General features: G+C 41.1%; 19 protein-coding genes. 17 read left to right on the top strand and 2 right to left on the bottom strand.

The window, feature by feature from the left end:
* Positions 1 to 41: 41 nt before the first annotated feature.
* From NSQ36_RS11400 to pstB (NSQ36_RS11370), 7 genes are all read left to right on the top strand, one after another.
* Complete coding sequence (locus NSQ36_RS11400; protein WP_003217361.1) at positions 42 to 1328, top strand: MFS transporter; 1287 nt, start codon at positions 42 to 44, stop codon at positions 1326 to 1328.
* A 122-nt stretch (positions 1329 to 1450) separates the two neighbouring features.
* Positions 1451 to 3586 carry a penicillin-binding protein 2 gene (locus NSQ36_RS11395; RefSeq protein WP_113387145.1) on the top strand — a complete coding sequence of 712 codons (2136 nt, stop codon included), beginning with the start codon at positions 1451 to 1453 and terminating at the stop codon, positions 3584 to 3586.
* Positions 3587 to 3800: 214 nt separating this feature from the next.
* Entirely contained in the window at positions 3801 to 4718 is a 918-nt protein-coding gene (locus NSQ36_RS11390; RefSeq protein WP_003217324.1) for a phosphate ABC transporter substrate-binding protein, read from the top strand.
* 79 nt (positions 4719 to 4797) lie between these two features.
* Positions 4798 to 5724: a phosphate ABC transporter permease subunit PstC gene (gene pstC / locus NSQ36_RS11385; RefSeq protein WP_003217329.1), complete on the top strand. Its 927-nt coding sequence runs from the start codon at positions 4798 to 4800 to the stop codon at positions 5722 to 5724.
* On the top strand, positions 5724 to 6608 hold the full coding sequence (gene pstA, locus NSQ36_RS11380) for a phosphate ABC transporter permease PstA (protein WP_003217489.1): 885 nt from the start codon (positions 5724 to 5726) through the stop codon (positions 6606 to 6608). Before pstC ends, pstA begins: the two co-directional genes overlap by 1 nt.
* A 32-nt stretch (positions 6609 to 6640) precedes the next feature.
* Positions 6641 to 7444, top strand: a complete 804-nt coding sequence (gene pstB / locus NSQ36_RS11375; protein ID WP_170938397.1) for a phosphate ABC transporter ATP-binding protein PstB — start codon at positions 6641 to 6643, stop codon at positions 7442 to 7444.
* Between the two features lie 14 nt (positions 7445 to 7458).
* Positions 7459 to 8241 (top strand): phosphate ABC transporter ATP-binding protein PstB, encoded by a 783-nt coding sequence (pstB, locus tag NSQ36_RS11370; RefSeq protein WP_034620853.1) that lies wholly within the window; start codon positions 7459 to 7461, stop codon positions 8239 to 8241.
* Between the two features lie 43 nt (positions 8242 to 8284).
* Here the strand turns inward: pstB (NSQ36_RS11370) and NSQ36_RS11365 are convergent, their stop codons facing one another.
* Positions 8285 to 8785: an endolytic transglycosylase MltG gene (locus tag NSQ36_RS11365; RefSeq protein WP_003217472.1), complete on the bottom strand. Its 501-nt coding sequence runs from the start codon at positions 8783 to 8785 to the stop codon at positions 8285 to 8287.
* A complete protein-coding gene (locus tag NSQ36_RS11360; RefSeq protein ID WP_003217285.1) occupies positions 8782 to 9129 on the bottom strand; it encodes a hypothetical protein in 348 nt (115 codons plus the stop codon). Before NSQ36_RS11360 ends, NSQ36_RS11365 begins: the two co-directional genes overlap by 4 nt.
* Positions 9130 to 9550: 421 nt before the next feature.
* Here NSQ36_RS11360 and rpmG point away from each other — a divergent pair, with 421 nt between their 5' ends.
* From rpmG to NSQ36_RS11310, 10 genes are all read left to right on the top strand, one after another.
* A complete protein-coding gene (gene rpmG / locus NSQ36_RS11355; protein ID WP_012010579.1) occupies positions 9551 to 9700 on the top strand; it encodes a 50S ribosomal protein L33 in 150 nt (49 codons plus the stop codon).
* 48 nt (positions 9701 to 9748) lie between these two features.
* Positions 9749 to 10309: a 5-formyltetrahydrofolate cyclo-ligase gene (locus tag NSQ36_RS11350; protein ID WP_226803667.1), complete on the top strand. Its 561-nt coding sequence runs from the start codon at positions 9749 to 9751 to the stop codon at positions 10307 to 10309.
* A 78-nt stretch (positions 10310 to 10387) separates the two neighbouring features.
* Positions 10388 to 10852: a hypothetical protein gene (locus NSQ36_RS11345; protein WP_226803666.1), complete on the top strand. Its 465-nt coding sequence runs from the start codon at positions 10388 to 10390 to the stop codon at positions 10850 to 10852.
* Between the two features lie 89 nt (positions 10853 to 10941).
* Positions 10942 to 11115, top strand: coding sequence for a hypothetical protein (locus NSQ36_RS11340; protein ID WP_017367602.1), 174 nt, complete (start codon positions 10942 to 10944; stop codon positions 11113 to 11115).
* An 86-nt stretch (positions 11116 to 11201) separates the two neighbouring features.
* Positions 11202 to 12740 carry a rhomboid family intramembrane serine protease gene (locus tag NSQ36_RS11335; protein ID WP_226803665.1) on the top strand — a complete coding sequence of 513 codons (1539 nt, stop codon included), beginning with the start codon at positions 11202 to 11204 and terminating at the stop codon, positions 12738 to 12740.
* A gap of 70 nt (positions 12741 to 12810) precedes the next feature.
* Entirely contained in the window at positions 12811 to 13014 is a 204-nt protein-coding gene (locus NSQ36_RS11330) for a YqgQ family protein (protein ID WP_050943971.1), read from the top strand.
* 13 nt (positions 13015 to 13027) lie between these two features.
* Positions 13028 to 13981 carry an ROK family glucokinase gene (locus NSQ36_RS11325; protein WP_003217302.1) on the top strand — a complete coding sequence of 318 codons (954 nt, stop codon included), beginning with the start codon at positions 13028 to 13030 and terminating at the stop codon, positions 13979 to 13981.
* Between the two features lie 213 nt (positions 13982 to 14194).
* Positions 14195 to 16114 carry an LTA synthase family protein gene (locus NSQ36_RS11320; protein WP_003217406.1) on the top strand — a complete coding sequence of 640 codons (1920 nt, stop codon included), beginning with the start codon at positions 14195 to 14197 and terminating at the stop codon, positions 16112 to 16114.
* A gap of 86 nt (positions 16115 to 16200) precedes the next feature.
* On the top strand, positions 16201 to 17325 hold the full coding sequence (locus NSQ36_RS11315; protein WP_003217367.1) for a M14 family metallocarboxypeptidase: 1125 nt from the start codon (positions 16201 to 16203) through the stop codon (positions 17323 to 17325).
* 155 nt (positions 17326 to 17480) lie between these two features.
* On the top strand, positions 17481 to 18734 hold the full coding sequence (locus NSQ36_RS11310; protein ID WP_106065591.1) for an MFS transporter: 1254 nt from the start codon (positions 17481 to 17483) through the stop codon (positions 18732 to 18734).
* Positions 18735 to 18760: the final 26 nt, after the last annotated feature.

Here is an 18760-nt window from a genome sequence, read left to right as displayed (position 1 = left end):
TGATGAGACAGACTATTGTGTAGAAAAGGAGAATGAAATATATGAGCAGATTAAAGAAAATGTTCGGGGACATGGATGTTACAAGAGATTTAATGCTCCTCCTCACGATTGGCGGATTATACGCACTTGCCATTGCGCTTTCTAATACGTTTGTAAACGTGTATTTATGGAAACAGTCTGGGAAATTCACAGATCTTGCGATTTACAATCTGGCTATTGTTGTGCTTCAGCCCATTACATTTTTATTCGCAGGCCGGCTTGCTAAAAAAATAGACCGGGCGTTTGTCCTTCGTTTCGGCGTGATCTTCTTAGCCGCTTTTTACTTAATTGTCTTAATAGCAGGAGAGCACGCGGCCGCGCGGCTTGTTTTATTAGGGAGTGTCCTTGGGATCGGCTATGGTTTTTACTGGCTTGCTTTTAACGTACTTACCTTTGAGATCACCGAGCCTGAAACAAGAGATTTCTTTAATGGGTTTCTCGGAGTCCTCACTTCTACAGCTGGCATGATCGGTCCACTGATCGCGGGTATTGTCATTTCTCAATTAACAGATGATACGGGCTATACAGTGATTTTTACTTTATCGCTAATTTTGTTTTCATTAGCGGTTGTGATGAGCTTTTTCCTCAAGAGAAGGCAGTCCAAAGGAAAATTTATCATCAAGCAAATATGGAAAGAACGCCATGCCGACGAGAATTGGCGTAAGATTACAACAGCTCACTTTTTTCAAGGGCTTCGTGAAGGGGTCTTTGTCTTCTTAATCAGTGTCTTTGTGTTTATCGCAACAAACAGTGAGCTTGCTCTCGGGACATTTGGTTTGGTGAACTCAGGTGTTGCCTTTTTCGCTTATTTCTTCGCTACGCGTTTGATTAAGAAAAAATGGCGTAAGAAAGCCATTATGCTTGGCGGGCTGATTTTATACGGCGCCTTGTTCTTAATCGTCTTTCACTTGTCCTATGTATCACTTCTCATGTATGCGGTAGCCATCGCGATAGGATATCCGCTTCTGCTTGTTCCATATGTTTCCTTAACATACGATGTCATCGGTCATGCAAGGTATGCAAGGAAAGCCCGAATTGAATATATTGTGGTCAGGGAGCTGTTTTTAAATGCTGGCCGTATTTGTTCCATTGTGTTGTTTCTTCTGTCTGTCACTTTACTTGGTGATGAGCTCGGGATACCTGCATCTCTTGTTGTACTTGGAGCGGGACATACCCTCATTTATTTCTTTGTAAAAGATATTCATTTGAAAGAAAAAACTGCTGATATGAAAGAGGCAGACGGTCAAAAGCCAGTTTCTCAGACGAACCTTATTAAGGGAGAAAGGTAAAATTTCTTACCAATGGAACATCAAATTTCTAGATAAATAATAGAAAAACCGCTAAAATGATGATGGCACCTTTTATACACAAAAAGGGGTGCCATTTCTTTCTTGATAGAAAAGGTGATGTGATGAGAAACAAGAAAAACAAAAAAGACGCGAAGGAAGGGCGCAAAACACTTCCACTTCGGCTGAATTTACTATTTTTAGCTGCGTTTATTATTTTTACCGGTGTTGTTGTAAGACTCGGATTTGTACAAATTGTCAATGGAGAAGATTATAAAAAGCAGGCAGAAAAACAAGAGGATGTGAATGTCAGCTCATCTGCTCCGCGCGGAAAAATTTACGATCGAAACTATAATACGATTGTCAGCAATAAAGCGCTAAATGCCATTACATATACGAGAACCTCGACGACTTCACAAGAAGAGCGGCTCAAAGTGGCTACAAAATTAGCGGATATGATTCATGTGAGTACGAAAAAAATCACCGATCGTGACAAAAAAGATTTCTGGATTTTAACGCACCCGAATGAAGCGAAAAAGCTTGTTCAAAAGGAATCGGAATTAAAGGGTGACGATAAGGTCGCTGATGATAAATTATATGAACTTCAGCTGAAACGCATCACGGACAAGGAATTAAATCAACTGACGAAAAAAGACTTACAAGTGCTTGCGATTAAAAGACAAATGGATGCAGGCTATGCACTTACGCCTCAATTCATTAAAAATGATGATGTGAAGCCAAGCGAAATTGCTTACGTCTCTGAGCATTTGGACGAGCTGCCAGGTGTGGATGTCACAACAGACTGGTCACGCAGCTATCCGTATAAAGGACTGCTTCGCAGTATGCTCGGCAGCGTGTCCTCAAGTGATGAAGGACTTCCGCAGTCACTTCTTGAACATTATTTATCGCTCGGCTACAGCCGAAATGACCGTGTAGGAAAAAGCTATCTAGAATATCAATATGAAGATGTCCTGCAAGGCCAAAAGGAAAAAGAGCAGAGTACAACTGATAAAGAGGGCAATGTGACAAGCTCTAAAGTGCTAACAGAAGGAAAGAGCGGGAAAGACCTAGTTCTCACCATTGATATTCAGCTGCAAAAAGCAGTAGAAAAAATCGTTGAAAAGAACTTAAGAAGTGCGAAACAAAGAGGCGGGACAGAGCTTCTTGATCGTGCGTTTGTTGTCATGATGGACCCTAGAAATGGAGAAGTTCTCTCCGTTGCGGGGAAACAGATTTCAAACAAAAACGGAAAATACAAATTTGATGACTACGCATTAGGAACGATGACTTCATCCTATGCGATGGGCTCAGCTGTAAAAGGGGCCACTGTACTGACGGGATATAAAACAGGCGTGATTCATATTGGAAGTACCCAGTACGATGAACCGCTGTATATCGCGCAGTCACCGCCTAAGAAATCCTATCAAAATATGGGACTCATTAATGATTTAACGGCACTCGAACGTTCATCTAACGTGTATATGTTTAAAACAGCGATTGCCGTTGGAAAAGGGGAGTATCGTAAGAACCAGCCGCTCCCAATCGATCCGAAAGCTTTTGATACATTCCGTTATAATTTCAGTAAATTTGGTCTTGGTGTCAAAACAGGGATTGACCTGCCAAACGAAGCGACAGGCTACCGGGGAACGTCTACACAATCTGGTCTCCTGCTTGACTATGCAATTGGACAGTATGATACGTTTACACCGCTGCAAATGGCGCAATACGTTTCAACGATTGCCAATGGCGGATATCGTTTACGTCCGCAGCTTGTTAAAGAAGTGAGAGAGCCAGATCCGCAGCGCGGCATTGGTGCTGTAACAGAATCCGTCAAACCGGACGTATTGAATAAGCTAGACATGACAGGTGATGAGATCAAGCGTGTTCAGCAAGGCTTCAAGCTTGTCATGCAGAACCCAAGAGGGACGGCCTACTCGAACTTTGGCAACAAAAAGTATAACCCAGCTGGCAAAACAGGAACCGCTCAATCATTCTATGACGGCCCAATTAAAAGCAAACGCGGCACACCAACATATAACACAACACTTGTGGCGTATGCGCCTGCTGATAATCCAGAAGTGGCCATTTCCGTCGTTGTACCATGGGTGTATCAAGACTACAATCAGCGCTATCCAATTACAAATGATATCGGTGAACAAGTATTAGACAAATACTTTGAGCTAAAATCAAAACAGGAAAGCAATGATACACAAGCGAAGAACAAAAATAAAATTGAAAATGAAGCAGAAACAAACGACTAGACCTTTTCTAGGTAAAAACGCTCACTTTTTGTGGGCGTTTTTTTACGTTTTCTTCAAAATTTTCGAGATAAATTGACAAAATACATAAAAAACATCGCAAGATCTCTACAAAACTTCGACATTTACAAAACCTTAACATTCCATTTAAACGAAATTAATAAAGAACCTTTAATGTATTACTCGTAGGACAAATTATTCAGGGGGTATTCTTGAAATGAAAAAGAACAAATTATGGCTGCTTACTTTCCTTACTATCGCATTGTTAGCATTCGTCACAGCATGCGGAAACAGCAGCTCAAGCGGAGATTCAAAAGACAGTAAAGGAAATGCTTCAAACAAAGATGAGGCATCAGGTTCCATTACCATCTCAGGATCATCTGCGATGCAGCCTTTAGTTCTTGCGGCAGCAGAAAAATTCATGGATAAACATCCAAAAGCCGATATTCAAGTACAAGCCGGCGGTTCAGGAACAGGACTTTCTCAAGTGTCAGAAGGATCTGTACAAATTGGTAACTCAGATGTATTCGCAGAAGAGAAAGACGGAATCGACGCAAAAGCTTTAACAGACCACAAAGTAGCAGTTGTTGGAATGGCCGCAGCTGTAAACCCTGAAGTGGGTGTCAAAGACATCACAAAGGACGAATTGAAAAAAATCTTCACTGGTAAAATCAAAAACTGGAAAGAGCTTGGCGGGAAAGACCAAAAAATCACGCTTGTGAACAGACCTGACTCTTCAGGAACTCGTGCAACATTTGTGAAATATGCACTTGATGGTGCAACACCTGCAGAAGGAATCACAGAAGATTCTTCAAACACAGTGAAAAAACTGATTGCAGAAACGCCAGGTGCGATTGGATACCTAGCATTCTCTTATTTAACAGATGACAAAATTACACCGCTTAGCATTGATGGTGTGAAACCGGAAGAAAGCAATGTAGAAAGCGGTAAATATACAATTTGGGCTTACGAGCATTCTTATACAAAAGGTGAGCCAGATGGTCTAGCAAAACAATTCTTAGATTACCTCATGAGTGATGAAGTACAAAAAGAAATCGTCAAAGACCAAGGCTACATCTCAGTTGCTAATATGAAAGTAGAAAGAGACGCAACAGGCAAACAAACAGATAAGTAAGAGGTCTTGAATTGCTGATGAAGGAAAAGTGGAGCTTTTCACTTTTCCTTTTATGACATTCATAGGAGTGTAGAAAAAGATGAAGCAGATAGAACATACAGAAGCGAGCGATCGACTGATCAGCTCGAAGAAAAATAGGCAAATGGATGAAGTGAGAGGAAGTATTTTGGTGAGATTTTGCGCATTCTTAATGATTGCTGTATCTATCGCCATCACCATCTTCCTTGGCATTAAGGGTTTACAATCTTTCATCGTAAATGGTGTAAGCCCAATTGAGTTCTTAACCAGTATCAATTGGAACCCAACAGCAGAAAACCCGCAGTACGGCGCATTTCCTTTTATTTTCGGATCAATCGCCGTCACGCTCCTATCGGCACTCATTGCAGCGCCACTAGGCATCGCAGGCGCAATCTTTATGACAGAAATTGCACCTGCTTGGGGACGTAAAATCCTCCAGCCAGTCATTGAATTGCTTGTAGGGATTCCATCCGTTGTTTACGGATTCATAGGTCTTACAGTATTGGTGCCGTTTATCGGACACTTCAAGTCAAGCGGCTCAGGGCATAGCGTGCTAGCAGGAACGATTGTCCTGTCTATTATGATCCTGCCAACCGTTACATCCATTGCGACTGATGCAATGGGTTCACTACCAAAAAGTTTACGTGAGGGATCGTACGCATTAGGCGCAACAAGATGGCAAACGATTAGACGTGTGCTTGTCCCAGCAGCTCTGCCAACATTAATGACAGCGGTCGTTCTTGGCATGGCTAGAGCATTTGGAGAAGCCCTTGCTGTACAGATGGTCATTGGAAACACGCGTAATTTACCAGAGAGCATTATGGATACAGCTGGTACATTAACAACCATTATTACGTTAAACATGGGTCACACAACGTATGGAAGTGTTGAGAACAATACACTTTGGTCAATGGGACTTGTCCTTCTAGTTGTATCATTTATGTTCATACTCATTATCAGATACTTGTCGTCTAGGAGGAAGATTTAATGAATAGCAAAATGACCGATCGTTTTGCCACATTTATATTTGGATTATGTGCTGCCATTATTACGGCGATTCTCGTTGGTTTGTTTTCTTATATCATTTTCAACGGTGCAAAAGAATTAAATTTCGACTTTTTGACAACCCGCTCAAGTGCGATTGGCTCTGGCGGCGGCATCAGGGATCAGCTGTTTAACTCGTTTTATATTTTGTTTATTACGATGCTGATTACAGTACCGCTTGGCGTCGGCGGCGGAGTGTATATGGCAGAGTACGCTCCTCAAAACAAAGTCACAGACTTTATTCGTACATGTATCGAAGTGTTGTCTTCACTTCCGTCTATCGTCATTGGTATGTTTGGTTTACTCATGTTTGTGAATTTAACAGGCTGGGGCTATACGATTATTGGAGGAGCTCTTGCGCTCACTGTGTTTAACCTGCCGGTGATGGTCAGGGTGACAGAAGATGCGCTGCGCTCTGTACCGAAGGATCAAAAGGAAGCATCACTAGCGCTTGGTGTAACGAAGTGGCATACAGTCAAAACGGTCCTTATTCCAGGTGCGCTTCCGTCTATTATCACTGGTGCGATTTTAGCATCAGGAAGAGTCTTTGGTGAGGCGGCTGCTCTTCTTTTTACAGCAGGTCTCTCCACACCGCGCCTTGATTTCACAAACTGGAGTCCTTTTTCTGATACGTCACCGCTGAATGTGTTTAGACCGGCAGAAACATTAGCCGTTCATATATGGAACGTCAATACACAAGGAATCATTCCAGATGCAGAAGCCATCGCAAATGGTGCATCAGCTGTACTTGTGCTTTCAGTCTTATTATTCAACTTAGCAGCTAGATGGCTTGGTTCATTTATTCATAAAAAGCTTACGTCAAAATAATGTGAGAGAGGTGTGAAGGGGATATGGTTCAAATGCTAGCAGAAAAAAAAGAGATTGCAGCGAAAAAGGCTCCACTTCAGGCGGAACAGATTTTACAGGTGCAGGATTTAAGCATTTATTATGGTGAAAAAAGAGCGGTCAATCACATTTCATTCGAGATTGAGAAGAATGCAATTACTGCATTAATCGGTCCATCCGGCTGCGGGAAGTCAACCTTTTTACGCAGCATTAACCGCATGAACGACTTAATTCCAGGTGCGAGAAGTGAAGGGGCGATCATGTACGAAGGATTAAATATTTTGGATGACCGTATTAATGTGGTGAATTTAAGAAGAGAAATCGGCATGGTCTTCCAAAAACCAAATCCATTTCCTAAATCGATCTACAATAACATCACCCATGCGTTAAAGTATGCCGGGGAAAAAAGAAAATCTGTGCTTGATGATGCGGTTGAGGAAAGCTTAACAAAGGCGGCGTTATGGGATGAGGTCAAAGATCGTCTGCACCGATCTGCTTTGTCATTGTCAGGCGGTCAGCAGCAGCGACTTTGTATTGCACGTACACTTGCGATGAAACCTAGTGTCTTATTATTAGATGAACCGGCTTCTGCCCTAGACCCTATCTCAAATGCGAAAATTGAAGAGCTATTAGGCGAATTAAAAAATGATTATTCAATCGTCATTGTGACACACAACATGCAGCAAGCGCTCCGTGTATCAGACCGTACGGCCTTTTTCTTAAACGGAGATCTAGTAGAATATGATGCCACAGAACGTATCTTTACACGTCCTGCACAGCAAAAAACAGAAGACTATATCAATGGTCGATTTGGATAAGGCGGGTGGATTTGATGAATGCAGTAGCAACTAAAGCAGCAAAAAAAGAAGTGTTTCGTGTGAATGATATGAATCTTTGGTATGGACAGCATCATGCATTGAAGCATATTGACTTAGCGATTAGAGAGCATGAAGTCACAGCGATTATCGGCCCGTCCGGCTGCGGAAAATCAACGTTTATTAAAACGTTAAATCTTATGGTCAAAACAGTGCCAGGTGTGAAAATCACCGGGGATATGATGTATAAAGATGACAACATTTTAAAAGGTCGTGTCGATTTAGTGGAGCTGCGTAAAAATGTCGGGATGGTGTTTCAAAAAGGGAATCCATTCCCTCAGTCAATTTTTGATAATGTCGTATACGGACCAAGAATTCACGGAGTAAAGAGCAAGCAGCAATTAAAAGAAATCGCGGAAAAAGCGCTTCGAGATGTTGCACTTTGGGATGAAGTGAAAGATCGATTAAGTGCTCCCGCTCTAGGCCTTTCTGGCGGTCAGCAGCAGCGTCTTTGTATTGCAAGAGCCATTGCTACAAGCCCAGACATCTTATTAATGGATGAACCAACATCAGCGCTTGATCCTGTCTCAACATTAAAGATTGAAGAATTGATTATGAAATTGAAAGAGAAATATACGATTGCCATTGTGACGCATAACATGCAGCAAGCGGCTCGGGTATCAGACCGAACGGCATTCTTCTTAATGGGGGAGCTTGTTGAGGTCAATGATACGAATGTGATGTTTTCTGAGCCAAACGATCAAAGAACGAATGATTATATATCTGGTCGATTTGGATAAGAAAACCCCCCTGGAGGTCAGTGCCGCCAGGGGGGTTTTGTTGTTATTTTGTTAAGGCTTTGACAATCTGTTTGAATGTCATTCCTGTTTTTAAATTGAACTTGCCTGCACGAATTTCTTTATGGTAGCCGGCGTCAATTACGTAATCATTAAAATCTTTAGACGAGTTGATGATGCCGTCCTTTTCAAGCATGTCTGAAACATCACTTGTACTCATACCGTTTTTAATCACAAATTTGATCGATTTGCCTTTAGGCTTGTCCTCTTTTTGTTGATCACTTTTAGAATCTCCGTCTTCATTTGCCTTCAGCGCTTTTTCCTTATAGTCAAGAAGCTGCTGGTACGTTTCACGGCTGACAGTGACTTCTTTTTTGGAGTCTAAATAGTTTTTCACGTCAGTGTCTGTTACTTTCTGTGCGAGGGTTTCTTTTGTTGTTGTATCAGCTGCTGCCTCGTCTTTCCCAGTGAGGAAAAAGACAATCGCAAGAACCCCAGTTGCAAGAATCATACCTGCTGCAAACGTTTGGATGCTTTTTTTCGTCATACAAGCACCCTCTCGTTGTCTTTAATGATCATGTTGACATCTTCTACAGATACATGCTCAGCGCGCGCAATGGCCTCAGGAGACATGCCATTTTGGTGCTTTGAAATGATCTGTCTTGCGATGGATGGATCAATTTCTGAATGCTTGCGGACGACGATGTTTGTTTCAAGTAATTCTTCTTCAAGCACTTTCATTTTCTTTTTCAGTTTATAGATTTCTTGCATTGCAGATAGTTGAAGTGTTTCAAGTTCCTGCTCGACTTCTTTAATCGGTTCTCTTTGAAAATATGAGAATGCGATCAGTACAATACTGACAACAAGCAATCCGATAATTGCAATTTCCATGTTTCATCACCTTTTATTCATATTTTAATGCTGAAAGCCATAAAAGGCTTCCAAGATTGTTTCAAACAGTTTTCGACCCTTCTTTTTTATACCATAAAAAAGCTAGTTTCAAAAGGAATTGCTGAAGAAAATCACCTTTTTTTCATCTTTTTTCTTTTTATATGTAAAACGGGTATGAAAACCTTGCCTCGCTGTCAAAATAAATGAAAGCGGCGGGGAGAAGAGGGTCTCTCATGTATACAGTACGACAAAGGATCAGGTTTTATAGGGGAGCAGACGATTTTTCATGACATAAGCATGCGATATGTAAGTGGATGCACTCAAATTGAAATTGGTGAAAAAACATTCTAGCATTCCTAAGCTAGAAGTGGTATTATAGTTAGGTCTGAATGTGAATTGATTTTAGTTTGGAGGGAAAAATATGCGCGTAAATATTACTCTAGCTTGCACTGAATGCGGTGAGCGTAACTATATTACTAAAAAGAATAAGCGAAACAATCCAGATCGCGTTGAATTCAAAAAGTATTGCTCACGTGATAAAAAACAAACTGTACATCGTGAAACAAAGTAAGCAGCAGGGAATTTTCCTGCTGTTTTTTTATGATGGGAGATGATCTGTATGAAAAAGGAGCTTCGCCTTCAAACATTAGCCAAGCTTGATCAGATAAGCCCTGAAGAATTTGAGCGCAGCACGGCTTTACTTCATGAGCACTTATTGCAGCTGCCAGCATGGAAACAGGCGAAAACGATCGCTTTGACGATGTCTAGAGGAAAAGAGATACCGACAATGCCTCTAATTGAAAAAGCGTGGGAAGAAGGAAAAACAGTATGTATCCCTACCTGTTTTCCGAAAACAAAAGAGATGATGTTTTATGAATATACACCCGAAACAAAGATGACATCCAGCTACTTTGAGCTATTGGAACCAGACCCTCAAGTATCAACAGCTGTACATAAAGAAACCATTGATTTAATCATTGTGCCAGGGGTATGCTTCGATCAAAAAGGCTACCGGATTGGATTTGGGGGCGGCTATTATGACCGCTACTTAGCTGACTATCACGGGGTAACCATTGCACTTTGTCTGTCTTTACAGCAAATCAGGGATGTGCCGACTGAAGCGCACGACATACCGGTGTCTATGATTGTCAGTGAAAAAGGCACGTCATATCAAAAGTAAAAGTCCGCTCATTGTCCAAAGAACAGGCTTTTTCGTGTTTCATTAGGTCATGTCATGTGAGTTGATAGGAGGTCCGTTTTGAAAAAATTTCGTGGAAAGAAAAGATACTTCCGCAATATGTGGGAGGAAGTGAATACTTGTGACCTCAAACTTGATCAGGATTCATGGTTTTATTTTTGGCATACGCACCTTGATTTTTTTGGGGTCGGGGAAAATAGCTTAAAAATAAGAAGAGAGCATATCAAAGCCCATATCGCTTTATATCATAGGCTGTTAAAACAGCTTGAAGGCTTTGAAAAGCCATACCAAACATGGATTTGTATTCACGAACATGACCCTGATTTAGACGCTGTATATGTTCATACACCAAATCCATACGAAAGTTACTTCCCTCACAAGATGGAAGAGGTAGAGCAGAATTGTAAGCTGCCTCATACGTTCAAGGATTTAATCGATCTTCATCAATTTGACGTTTCTTATGATCAATCTGAGTGTGAAGAGGTCTATTATATTCAATCAAAAGAACAAGGGATTAGAGTGTGAAAGCATATCGCATGGTAAGCGATAAAAATGATGGTTCATGCATAAACACATCCTATTTAAGCCACGATACGAACATAGGAGGGAATATGATGAATAAAATGATTTGGAGCATTGTGTTCACATTGTTTGCATTCGTTCTCGTGCAAAATCGTTACCGGCTGATGAATTTGATCTTAGGTCAAAATCAAGTGCGTCACTTTTTTATTAAGTGGCTGATGAAAATCCCATATTTTCGGACGAAATTTATTCGCCAAGCATTCTAATCCCGCAGACGCCGGGATTTTTTTGTTCAGAAATGCGGATCAGAACGATTCTTGTTATAATAATGTAAAAAATGGAGCGCGAATGAATGAATGTCATAGATAGTTTATTTTGGCGAGTTGTTGATGAATTAAGACAAAAAGGGTACGAGATGATTCAAAGTCCGTTTCCAGAAGATGAAATATTTTTTGAAGCACCACGAAACTCAGGGTATGATCTCATCCGTCTATATAGAAAAGATGTGAATTTTAAACAGGAGATCGTTCGAGATATCGAAGAACAGACGTATCGGATGGATCAGCTGAGAGAGGCCATGCGTAAACGTTCTCTGCATCTCTTACAGCTCCAATTTACAGCTGACGACCCTGTAGATGATTGGGAGGACCTAAACGGTCAACCGCAAAAAAAGCAAAAGGTGACGGTTACACCTGTATTACTGAATGCAGACACTCTTCAACACGACGTAAATGAGCTGCAAAAATGGCTCAATACATCGCTGACAGTGGATGTAGAAGAGGCAAAAAGAGACACAGCTGAAGATGTCATCCAGCTTAAAGTGAGCGTACTTCAAGCATTTGATGATCAGGAAAAGCAGCGTGAACGAGAACGGGCCGTTTTTCAAAATGGCAGACCGATTTTCACCTACCTGTTCATCGCTGTTCAAGTGGTGATGTTTCTTTTACTTGAACTATTTGGCGGAAGTACCAATACGGCAACTTTGACAGCGTTTGGTGCTAAAAATAATGGGCTGATCTTAGATGGAGAATGGTGGCGCCTGATTACACCGATGTTTTTGCATATTGGCTTGACACACTTACTCTTTAATACATTTGCTCTTTGGTCTGTCGGAGCGGCTGTTGAGAAAATTTATGGCTCATGGAGATTTTTGCTCATCTATTTCATTTCCGGCATTTTTGGTTCCATAGCGAGCTTTGTCTTTAATACGGCCATCGCAGCCGGTGCATCAGGCGCGATCTTTGGATGCTTAGGTGCACTATTATATTTGGCAATTTCTAACCGCAAGCTCTTCTTCCGGACGATGGGGACAAATATTATTGTGATCATCCTCATCAATTTAGGGATCGGCTTTACCGTATCAGGTATTGATAACGCAGGGCACCTTGGCGGTCTGGTTGGCGGTTTTTTAGCGGCTTTAGCTGTCCGGCTTCCTAAACAGGTGAAGCCTGTCAAAATGTTTCTTGCTAGTATTGTTCTACTGTTGATTGGTGGTTTTGGATTGTATACAGGGTTTCATTCAGACGATCAAAAGGAAGCGGCAGCAGTAAGTGAGGCAGCAAGTTTATTTGATGATAAGAACTATAACGAAGCAAGTAAACGTCTAGAGGAATATGTACATCAAAAGGATGCATCAGCTGAGGCTCTACATATATATGCACTATCGGAAGCCCAGCTCGGACACCTTGACAAAGCGATTGGATTTTTACAAAAGTCGCTTAAAAAAAATCCAGATGATCCAAATAAACTGTATCATTTATCGTTGTTGTACGTAGAAAAAGGAGAGACAGCGAAAGCAGAGGATCTAATAGAAAAAGGGTTAGACCAAGATCCAAAAAATGATCAATTTTTAAAGCTGAAACAATATATTGAAAACACGCAAACACATTGAATGACTTGACTGAAAGCGCATTTATGAATACGCTTATCCTATCTGTTGATGAGAAGAAATGGTGGAAACAATGAAAACGTTATATGATGTACAGCAGCTGCTCATGAGATTTGGAAATTATGTGTATTTCGGAGATCGTGAAGTGGAATTAGATTTTATGGCAGATGAACTGAAGGAAATGTATACATCGGGCATTATTGACCGGACAGAATGGTCAAACGCAATGACGATTCTTCAAATGGAACTAGCCAAATTAAATCGAAAAACAATGTGAAGGTGGAGGGCATATGATCGGGGATTGGTTTGTAGGAGTTGATCTTGGCGGTACGACAATTAAGCTTGCGTTCATTAATCTATATGGTGAAATTCAGCATAAGTGGGAGATTCCTACGGATAAATCAGGGCAGACGATCACAGTCGATATTGCCAAATCAATTGACCACAAACTAGTCGAAATCAGTATGCCCAAATCAGCGCTGATTGGGATTGGAATGGGCGCACCTGGGCCTGTAGATAAAGTATCTGGGATTGTCTATAAAACAACGAATCTCGGCTGGACAAACTATCCACTCAAAGATCACCTAGAGGCAGAGACCGGACTTCCATCTGTCATCGAAAATGATGCGAATATTGCTGCACTCGGTGAAATGTGGAAGGGTGCAGGCGATGGCGCAAAAAACATCCTGATGGTCACACTTGGCACAGGTGTTGGCGGCGGCATTATTGTAAATGGTGAAGTTGTTCAAGGTGAGACAGGGGCTGGCGGAGAAATTGGCCATATTTGTGCCGTTCCATTCCAAGGAGCACCTTGTAATTGCGGGAGAACAGGCTGCATTGAAACCATTGCATCTGCGACTGGCATCGTCCGGCTTGCAAAGGATAAATTAGTAACAGAGCAGCATACATCTTCACTTGGCACGCTCACTTCGCTGACTGCAAAGGAAGTGTTTAAGGCCGCTGAAAGTGGAGATGATCTTGCCATGCGTGTCGTAGAAGAAGTGACGACTCATCTTGGGCTTGTGTTAGCGAATCTTGCCAGTGCGTTAAACCCAACAAAAATCGTGATTGGCGGCGGTGTTTCAAAAGCAGGTGAGCTCCTTCGCAGTAAAGTAGAACGCGTTGTTAAGCATCACGCATTTCCGCCTTGCGCTGATGATGTCGAAGTCGTGATTGCCTCTCTCGGAAACGATGCAGGAGTCATCGGCGGTGCATGGATGGCAAAAAACAAATGGTTGTCTTAAACAAAAAAGTCATCATGATGTCATTTTTATTAAAAAAAGCGATAGATGGGCATGAAATGAAATGTTTAGCATATTCATAAGTTTGTCATGAGGAAAAAGACATTGATTTTCCAGCACATACAGGATAAGATATAGTTTAGTTATTTTTGAAGAAGCACCAATAATTAGGGTGTATCCCTAGCTTGAGTGCTCGCTTAGCATAAGGAGGTTACAATGCGAAAGAAAAGATTAAAGGCGATTTCATTTTTACTGATTGCGACATTGCTCATGTGGGTCAAAACCTATGTTATCTATAAATCTAGCTTCAATATTAAAATAGAAAATTTCATGCAGGAGTTCATCCTGTTTATTAATCCGCTTAGCTTTATCTTGTTTATCTTCGGAATCGGTTTATTTATGAAAGAAAAAAATCGCAATCGATATATCATCGTGACGAGCTTTATTCTGACATTTATTTTGTTAGCTAACATTGTGTTTTACCGATTCTATAGTGACTTTTTAACCATCCCCGTCCTATTTCAAACAAACAATATGGGTGACCTCGGGTCAAGTATTACCTCTTTAATTGAACCAGTCGATTTTCTAATGTTCGTTGATATTATCATTTTAATGTGGCTCTATAAAAAGCAGCCTTCCTTTAGAACGGATGTCACCATTTCACGAAAAGAACGAGCAGCCTATTATTTATTTGTGGCAGCGACTTTCTTCTTTAACCTTGGTTTGGCTGAAACAGAGAGACCAGAACTGCTCACTCGCTCATTTGACCGTGAGATGCTGGTGAAAAATATCAGCTTATATAATTTCCATATTTATGATGGAGTGCTGCAATCGAAGCAGTCTGCTCAACGAGCCCTTGCTGACAGCAATAGCTTAACAGAAATTGAAAACTATATAAGTGCAAATCAAACCGACCGTAATGAAAAGACGTTTGGTCAAGCAAAAGGACGAAATGTCATTCTTGTCTCACTTGAATCTACACAAAGTTTCGTGATCAATGAAAAACTAAACGGGAAAGAAATCACCCCGTTTTTAAACAAATTAATCAAGAAAAGCTACAACTTTACTAATTTCTATCATCAAACAGGTCAAGGGAAAACATCTGACTCAGAGTTTATTGTTGATAACTCTCTCTATCCACTTGGAAGAGGGGCTGTGTTCTTCACAAATCCAAGCAATGAGTTTACAGCCACACCTGAGCTGTTAAAGGATGAGGGGTACCATTCTTCTGTCATTCATGCGAATAACAAAAGTTTCTGGAACCGTGACCTGATCTACGATAGCTTTGGCTACGATAAGTTTTTTGATATTAAATCATTTGATGTAAATGAAGAAAATTCAGTTGGCTGGGGGCTGAAAGATGGTCCATTCTTCGAACAGTCAGCGGAATTGATGAAATCGATCCCGCAGCCTTTCTATACGAGATTGATTACATTAACGAATCACTTTCCGTTTGATCTAGATGAAGAAGATAAGCTCATTGATGAATATGATTCTAAGAGCAAAACGCTAAACAAGTTCTTTCCTACAGTGCGATATCAAGATGAGGCGCTGAAGATTTTCTTTGAAAAAATGAAGGAAACAGGTTTGTACGAAAATTCCATCTTTGTTTTATATGGGGATCACTATGGAATTTCGGAAAACCATAACGAAGCCATGGGGCAATTTTTAAATAAAGAGATTACGCCATTTGAAGAAGTACAGCTTCAAAAAGTCCCGTTTGTTGTACACATTCCAGGGATCACAGACCAACATCCAAAAGAAATTGATACGGTAGGTGGTCAGGTCGATCTCCGCCCAACTGTACTCAATCTATTAGGAATTGATACAAGTAAACAAATTCAATTTGGCCATGATCTTTTATCGAAAGATACGAATGATTTTACCGTGCTTCGTGATGGCAGTTTTATTACGAAGGACAGTGTGTTCACAGATGGTGTTTGCTACAATAAAAAAACGGGTGAGCCAAGAGATGATGAGACTGTGTGTCAGTCTTATGAAGAGAAGGCAAAGCAAGAGCTCCAATTCTCTGATCAAATCATCTATGGGGATCTCCTTAGATTTTATGACCGGAATAGCCCGGACCATTCTCCATCCAAAAAAGAAGATGAAACTCAGCTAAAAAAGGCGTCCTAACATACGAGAAAACCTCTGTTATTTTTACATGCAGAGGTTTTCTTTTTTGGTCTGCCGGCTCATATAGTATGAGAGGAGGGATGTAAATGAAGACAACGTCGTTTGGGAAAATTGAATGGCAGCTAGATGGAGAGGAAAAGGATCATGTAGCAAAGCAGTTAGGGATAGGGAATGCAGCTTTCCATTTATCCAATCAAATCAGCAATGAGTACCTCCTTTTACCGGGATATCGACTTCCGGAAGGCATCCATTCATTTTCTTCCATAGGTGAGCTGCAGAAATTTATTGCGCCATACAGGCTGCAGCAATCCGATGATTGGATCAATGGAACCTTTGAATATGATAGTGCTCAATTAGAAGAAGAGTTGAGCCACTTGAAAGCCGCATTTCCTTTTCTTCAAATGAGCATCATAGGTCATTCAGTGCTTGATACACCTATTTATGAAATCCGAACAGAGCCTGTTCAGCATTTACATTCTATTCATTTGAATGCCTCTTTTCATGCAAATGAATGGATCACGACGTCTGTTTTAATAAAATGGCTGAAATCGCTGTGTTTGGCTGCATCTGACCCGGTGCAAGCAAGGCATCATGAAGCCGTTCATATTCTGAGAACCACAGCTCTCTCTATCGTACCATTGGTGAATCCAGATGGTGTGGACCTCGTACGAAATGGACCAGAGTCACTTGGTCTGAGCAGTGAAGAATTCACACCGCTACATGATGGATATGCTGACTATCAGGAGTGGAAAGCAAATATACGAGGGGTGGATTTGAACAATCAATTTCCTGCTTATTGGGAGATCGAATACTACCGTTATGAAACTAAGGCTCCGTCCAATCGAGGTTTTCCTGGGTATCAGCCGCTAACAGAGCCAGAAGCGAAAGCGATGGCAAATCTAGCGTTACGAAAACGCTTTGACAGGCTTGTTGCTCTCCATACACAAGGGGAAGAGATATACTGGGGGTTTCTTGGTCATGAACCAGCCATCTCAAAAGAAACGGTCAAACGATTCGAACAAGTAAGCGGCTATAAACCGGTTCAATATCTTGACAGCTATGCAGGCTATCGCGATTGGTTTATTTATCAATGTCACAATGAGGGGTATACAGTCGAGCTTGGCCTAGGAAAAAATCCTCTTTCCATGAATCAATTTGACACGATCTATGAGAAAACAAAGCGGTTGTTATGGGAAGCATGTAAGTGTTAAAAAGCACCTGTCAGGTGCTTTTTACATTTGAACATGAAGCAATTTCTTATTGTCAATAAAAATAATGTTAGGGCAATTGACGAAGGCCGAATTGTGAGCTATTGTGAAAGGTATGGATGTAAAAAAAAGGATATGTTTTAGGGAGATGTCGATCATTGAGTGCTCAAAGCCTGTGGAAAAGGAATTTCACTTACTTATTTATGTCTAAAATGTGCAAAATAACAGCTGATAGTTTATCTTTCAACACCATCTTGTGGCTTTTAGTACTAGGCGGAAAAGGGGCAATTGGAACAGCCTTTTTTATTGCGGTCAGCTTTGTTCCGCAAGCCATTGTTGGGCCACTAATTACCCCAATGATGAAGCCGCATCAATTGAAATTTTGGATGTGTTTTGCTGATTTAACAAGAGGAGCGATAATTCTTGTGATTGTGGTCAGTTACTTTTATGGCTTCACGCCATTAGCACTTGTTATTGGGTGTATGCTGCTTCATTCGGCAACTGGTGGCTCCTACGAACCGGCGTCTGTATCAATTATTCCAAAGCTTGTCCATGAGGACCTCATACAAAAAGCGAATGCAACTATTCAATCAGCAAGTCATGTAGTCAGGCTTGTGACGGTCACAGTTTGTGGTGTCATGATTGCGTTTGTAGGGGTAGGATATACAATGCTTGTGATTATTCCTCTTTATCTCTTGTCCGCTTTACTTGTATTAATCATTACATATGAAACAGAAATCATCATTGATAAAGCCAAAAAAGGGTTATCATACGGCAAAAGATTGATTCGGGGATTTTCACTTGTGAGAAGGCATCATATTTTGTTCCCATTGGCGATTTTTTGTGTCTGCTCAAACTTTGCTGCCGCACCATGGGAAGCATTGTCTGTTATTTATTTAACAGAGGATTTACATAGTGGACCCGTGATCTATTCATTTATTAAAGTCACAACGGCACTAGGTGCATTCTTGATGGGGTTTGTTTTGACAAAGGTAAAAGTGAACCGGTATGGGCTGCTGTTTATAGGTGCCGGGATTGTTGATGGAATCTCGTTCTTTATAACAGGCATGAACGCATTTTTACCACTTGTATTTATATCAGCTTTTGCATTAGGGGCCGCCATCAGTGCAGTCAACGTGCCTGAACATACAATGATTCAATTGTCAGTAAAAGCAGAGGATCAGCCGCAAGTGTATGCAATTATCAATATGATCTCCTTCTTCATGATCCCGTTAGGCGCTCTCATTGGCGGCTATATGGCGACATTATTTGGTTCCGGATATGTCATTGCGGCTGGAGGCATCATTGAAGCTGTATCAGGGATATGCCTGCTGCTATTCACAAAAATTGGGAAGGTAGAGAGGGCGGATTTGACGATAGAACGGGACAAACCTTCTTTAAATGCAACGTGAGCATGGCATGATGGATTGCGAATAGG

Source organism: Bacillus sp. FSL W8-1143 (genome assembly GCF_037965155.1).
GTDB classification, from domain to species: Bacteria; Bacillota; Bacilli; order Bacillales; family Bacillaceae; genus Bacillus; species Bacillus pumilus.
The sequence above is the reverse complement of the archived record's forward strand: the minus strand, read 5'-3'. Positions and strand labels throughout refer to the sequence as shown.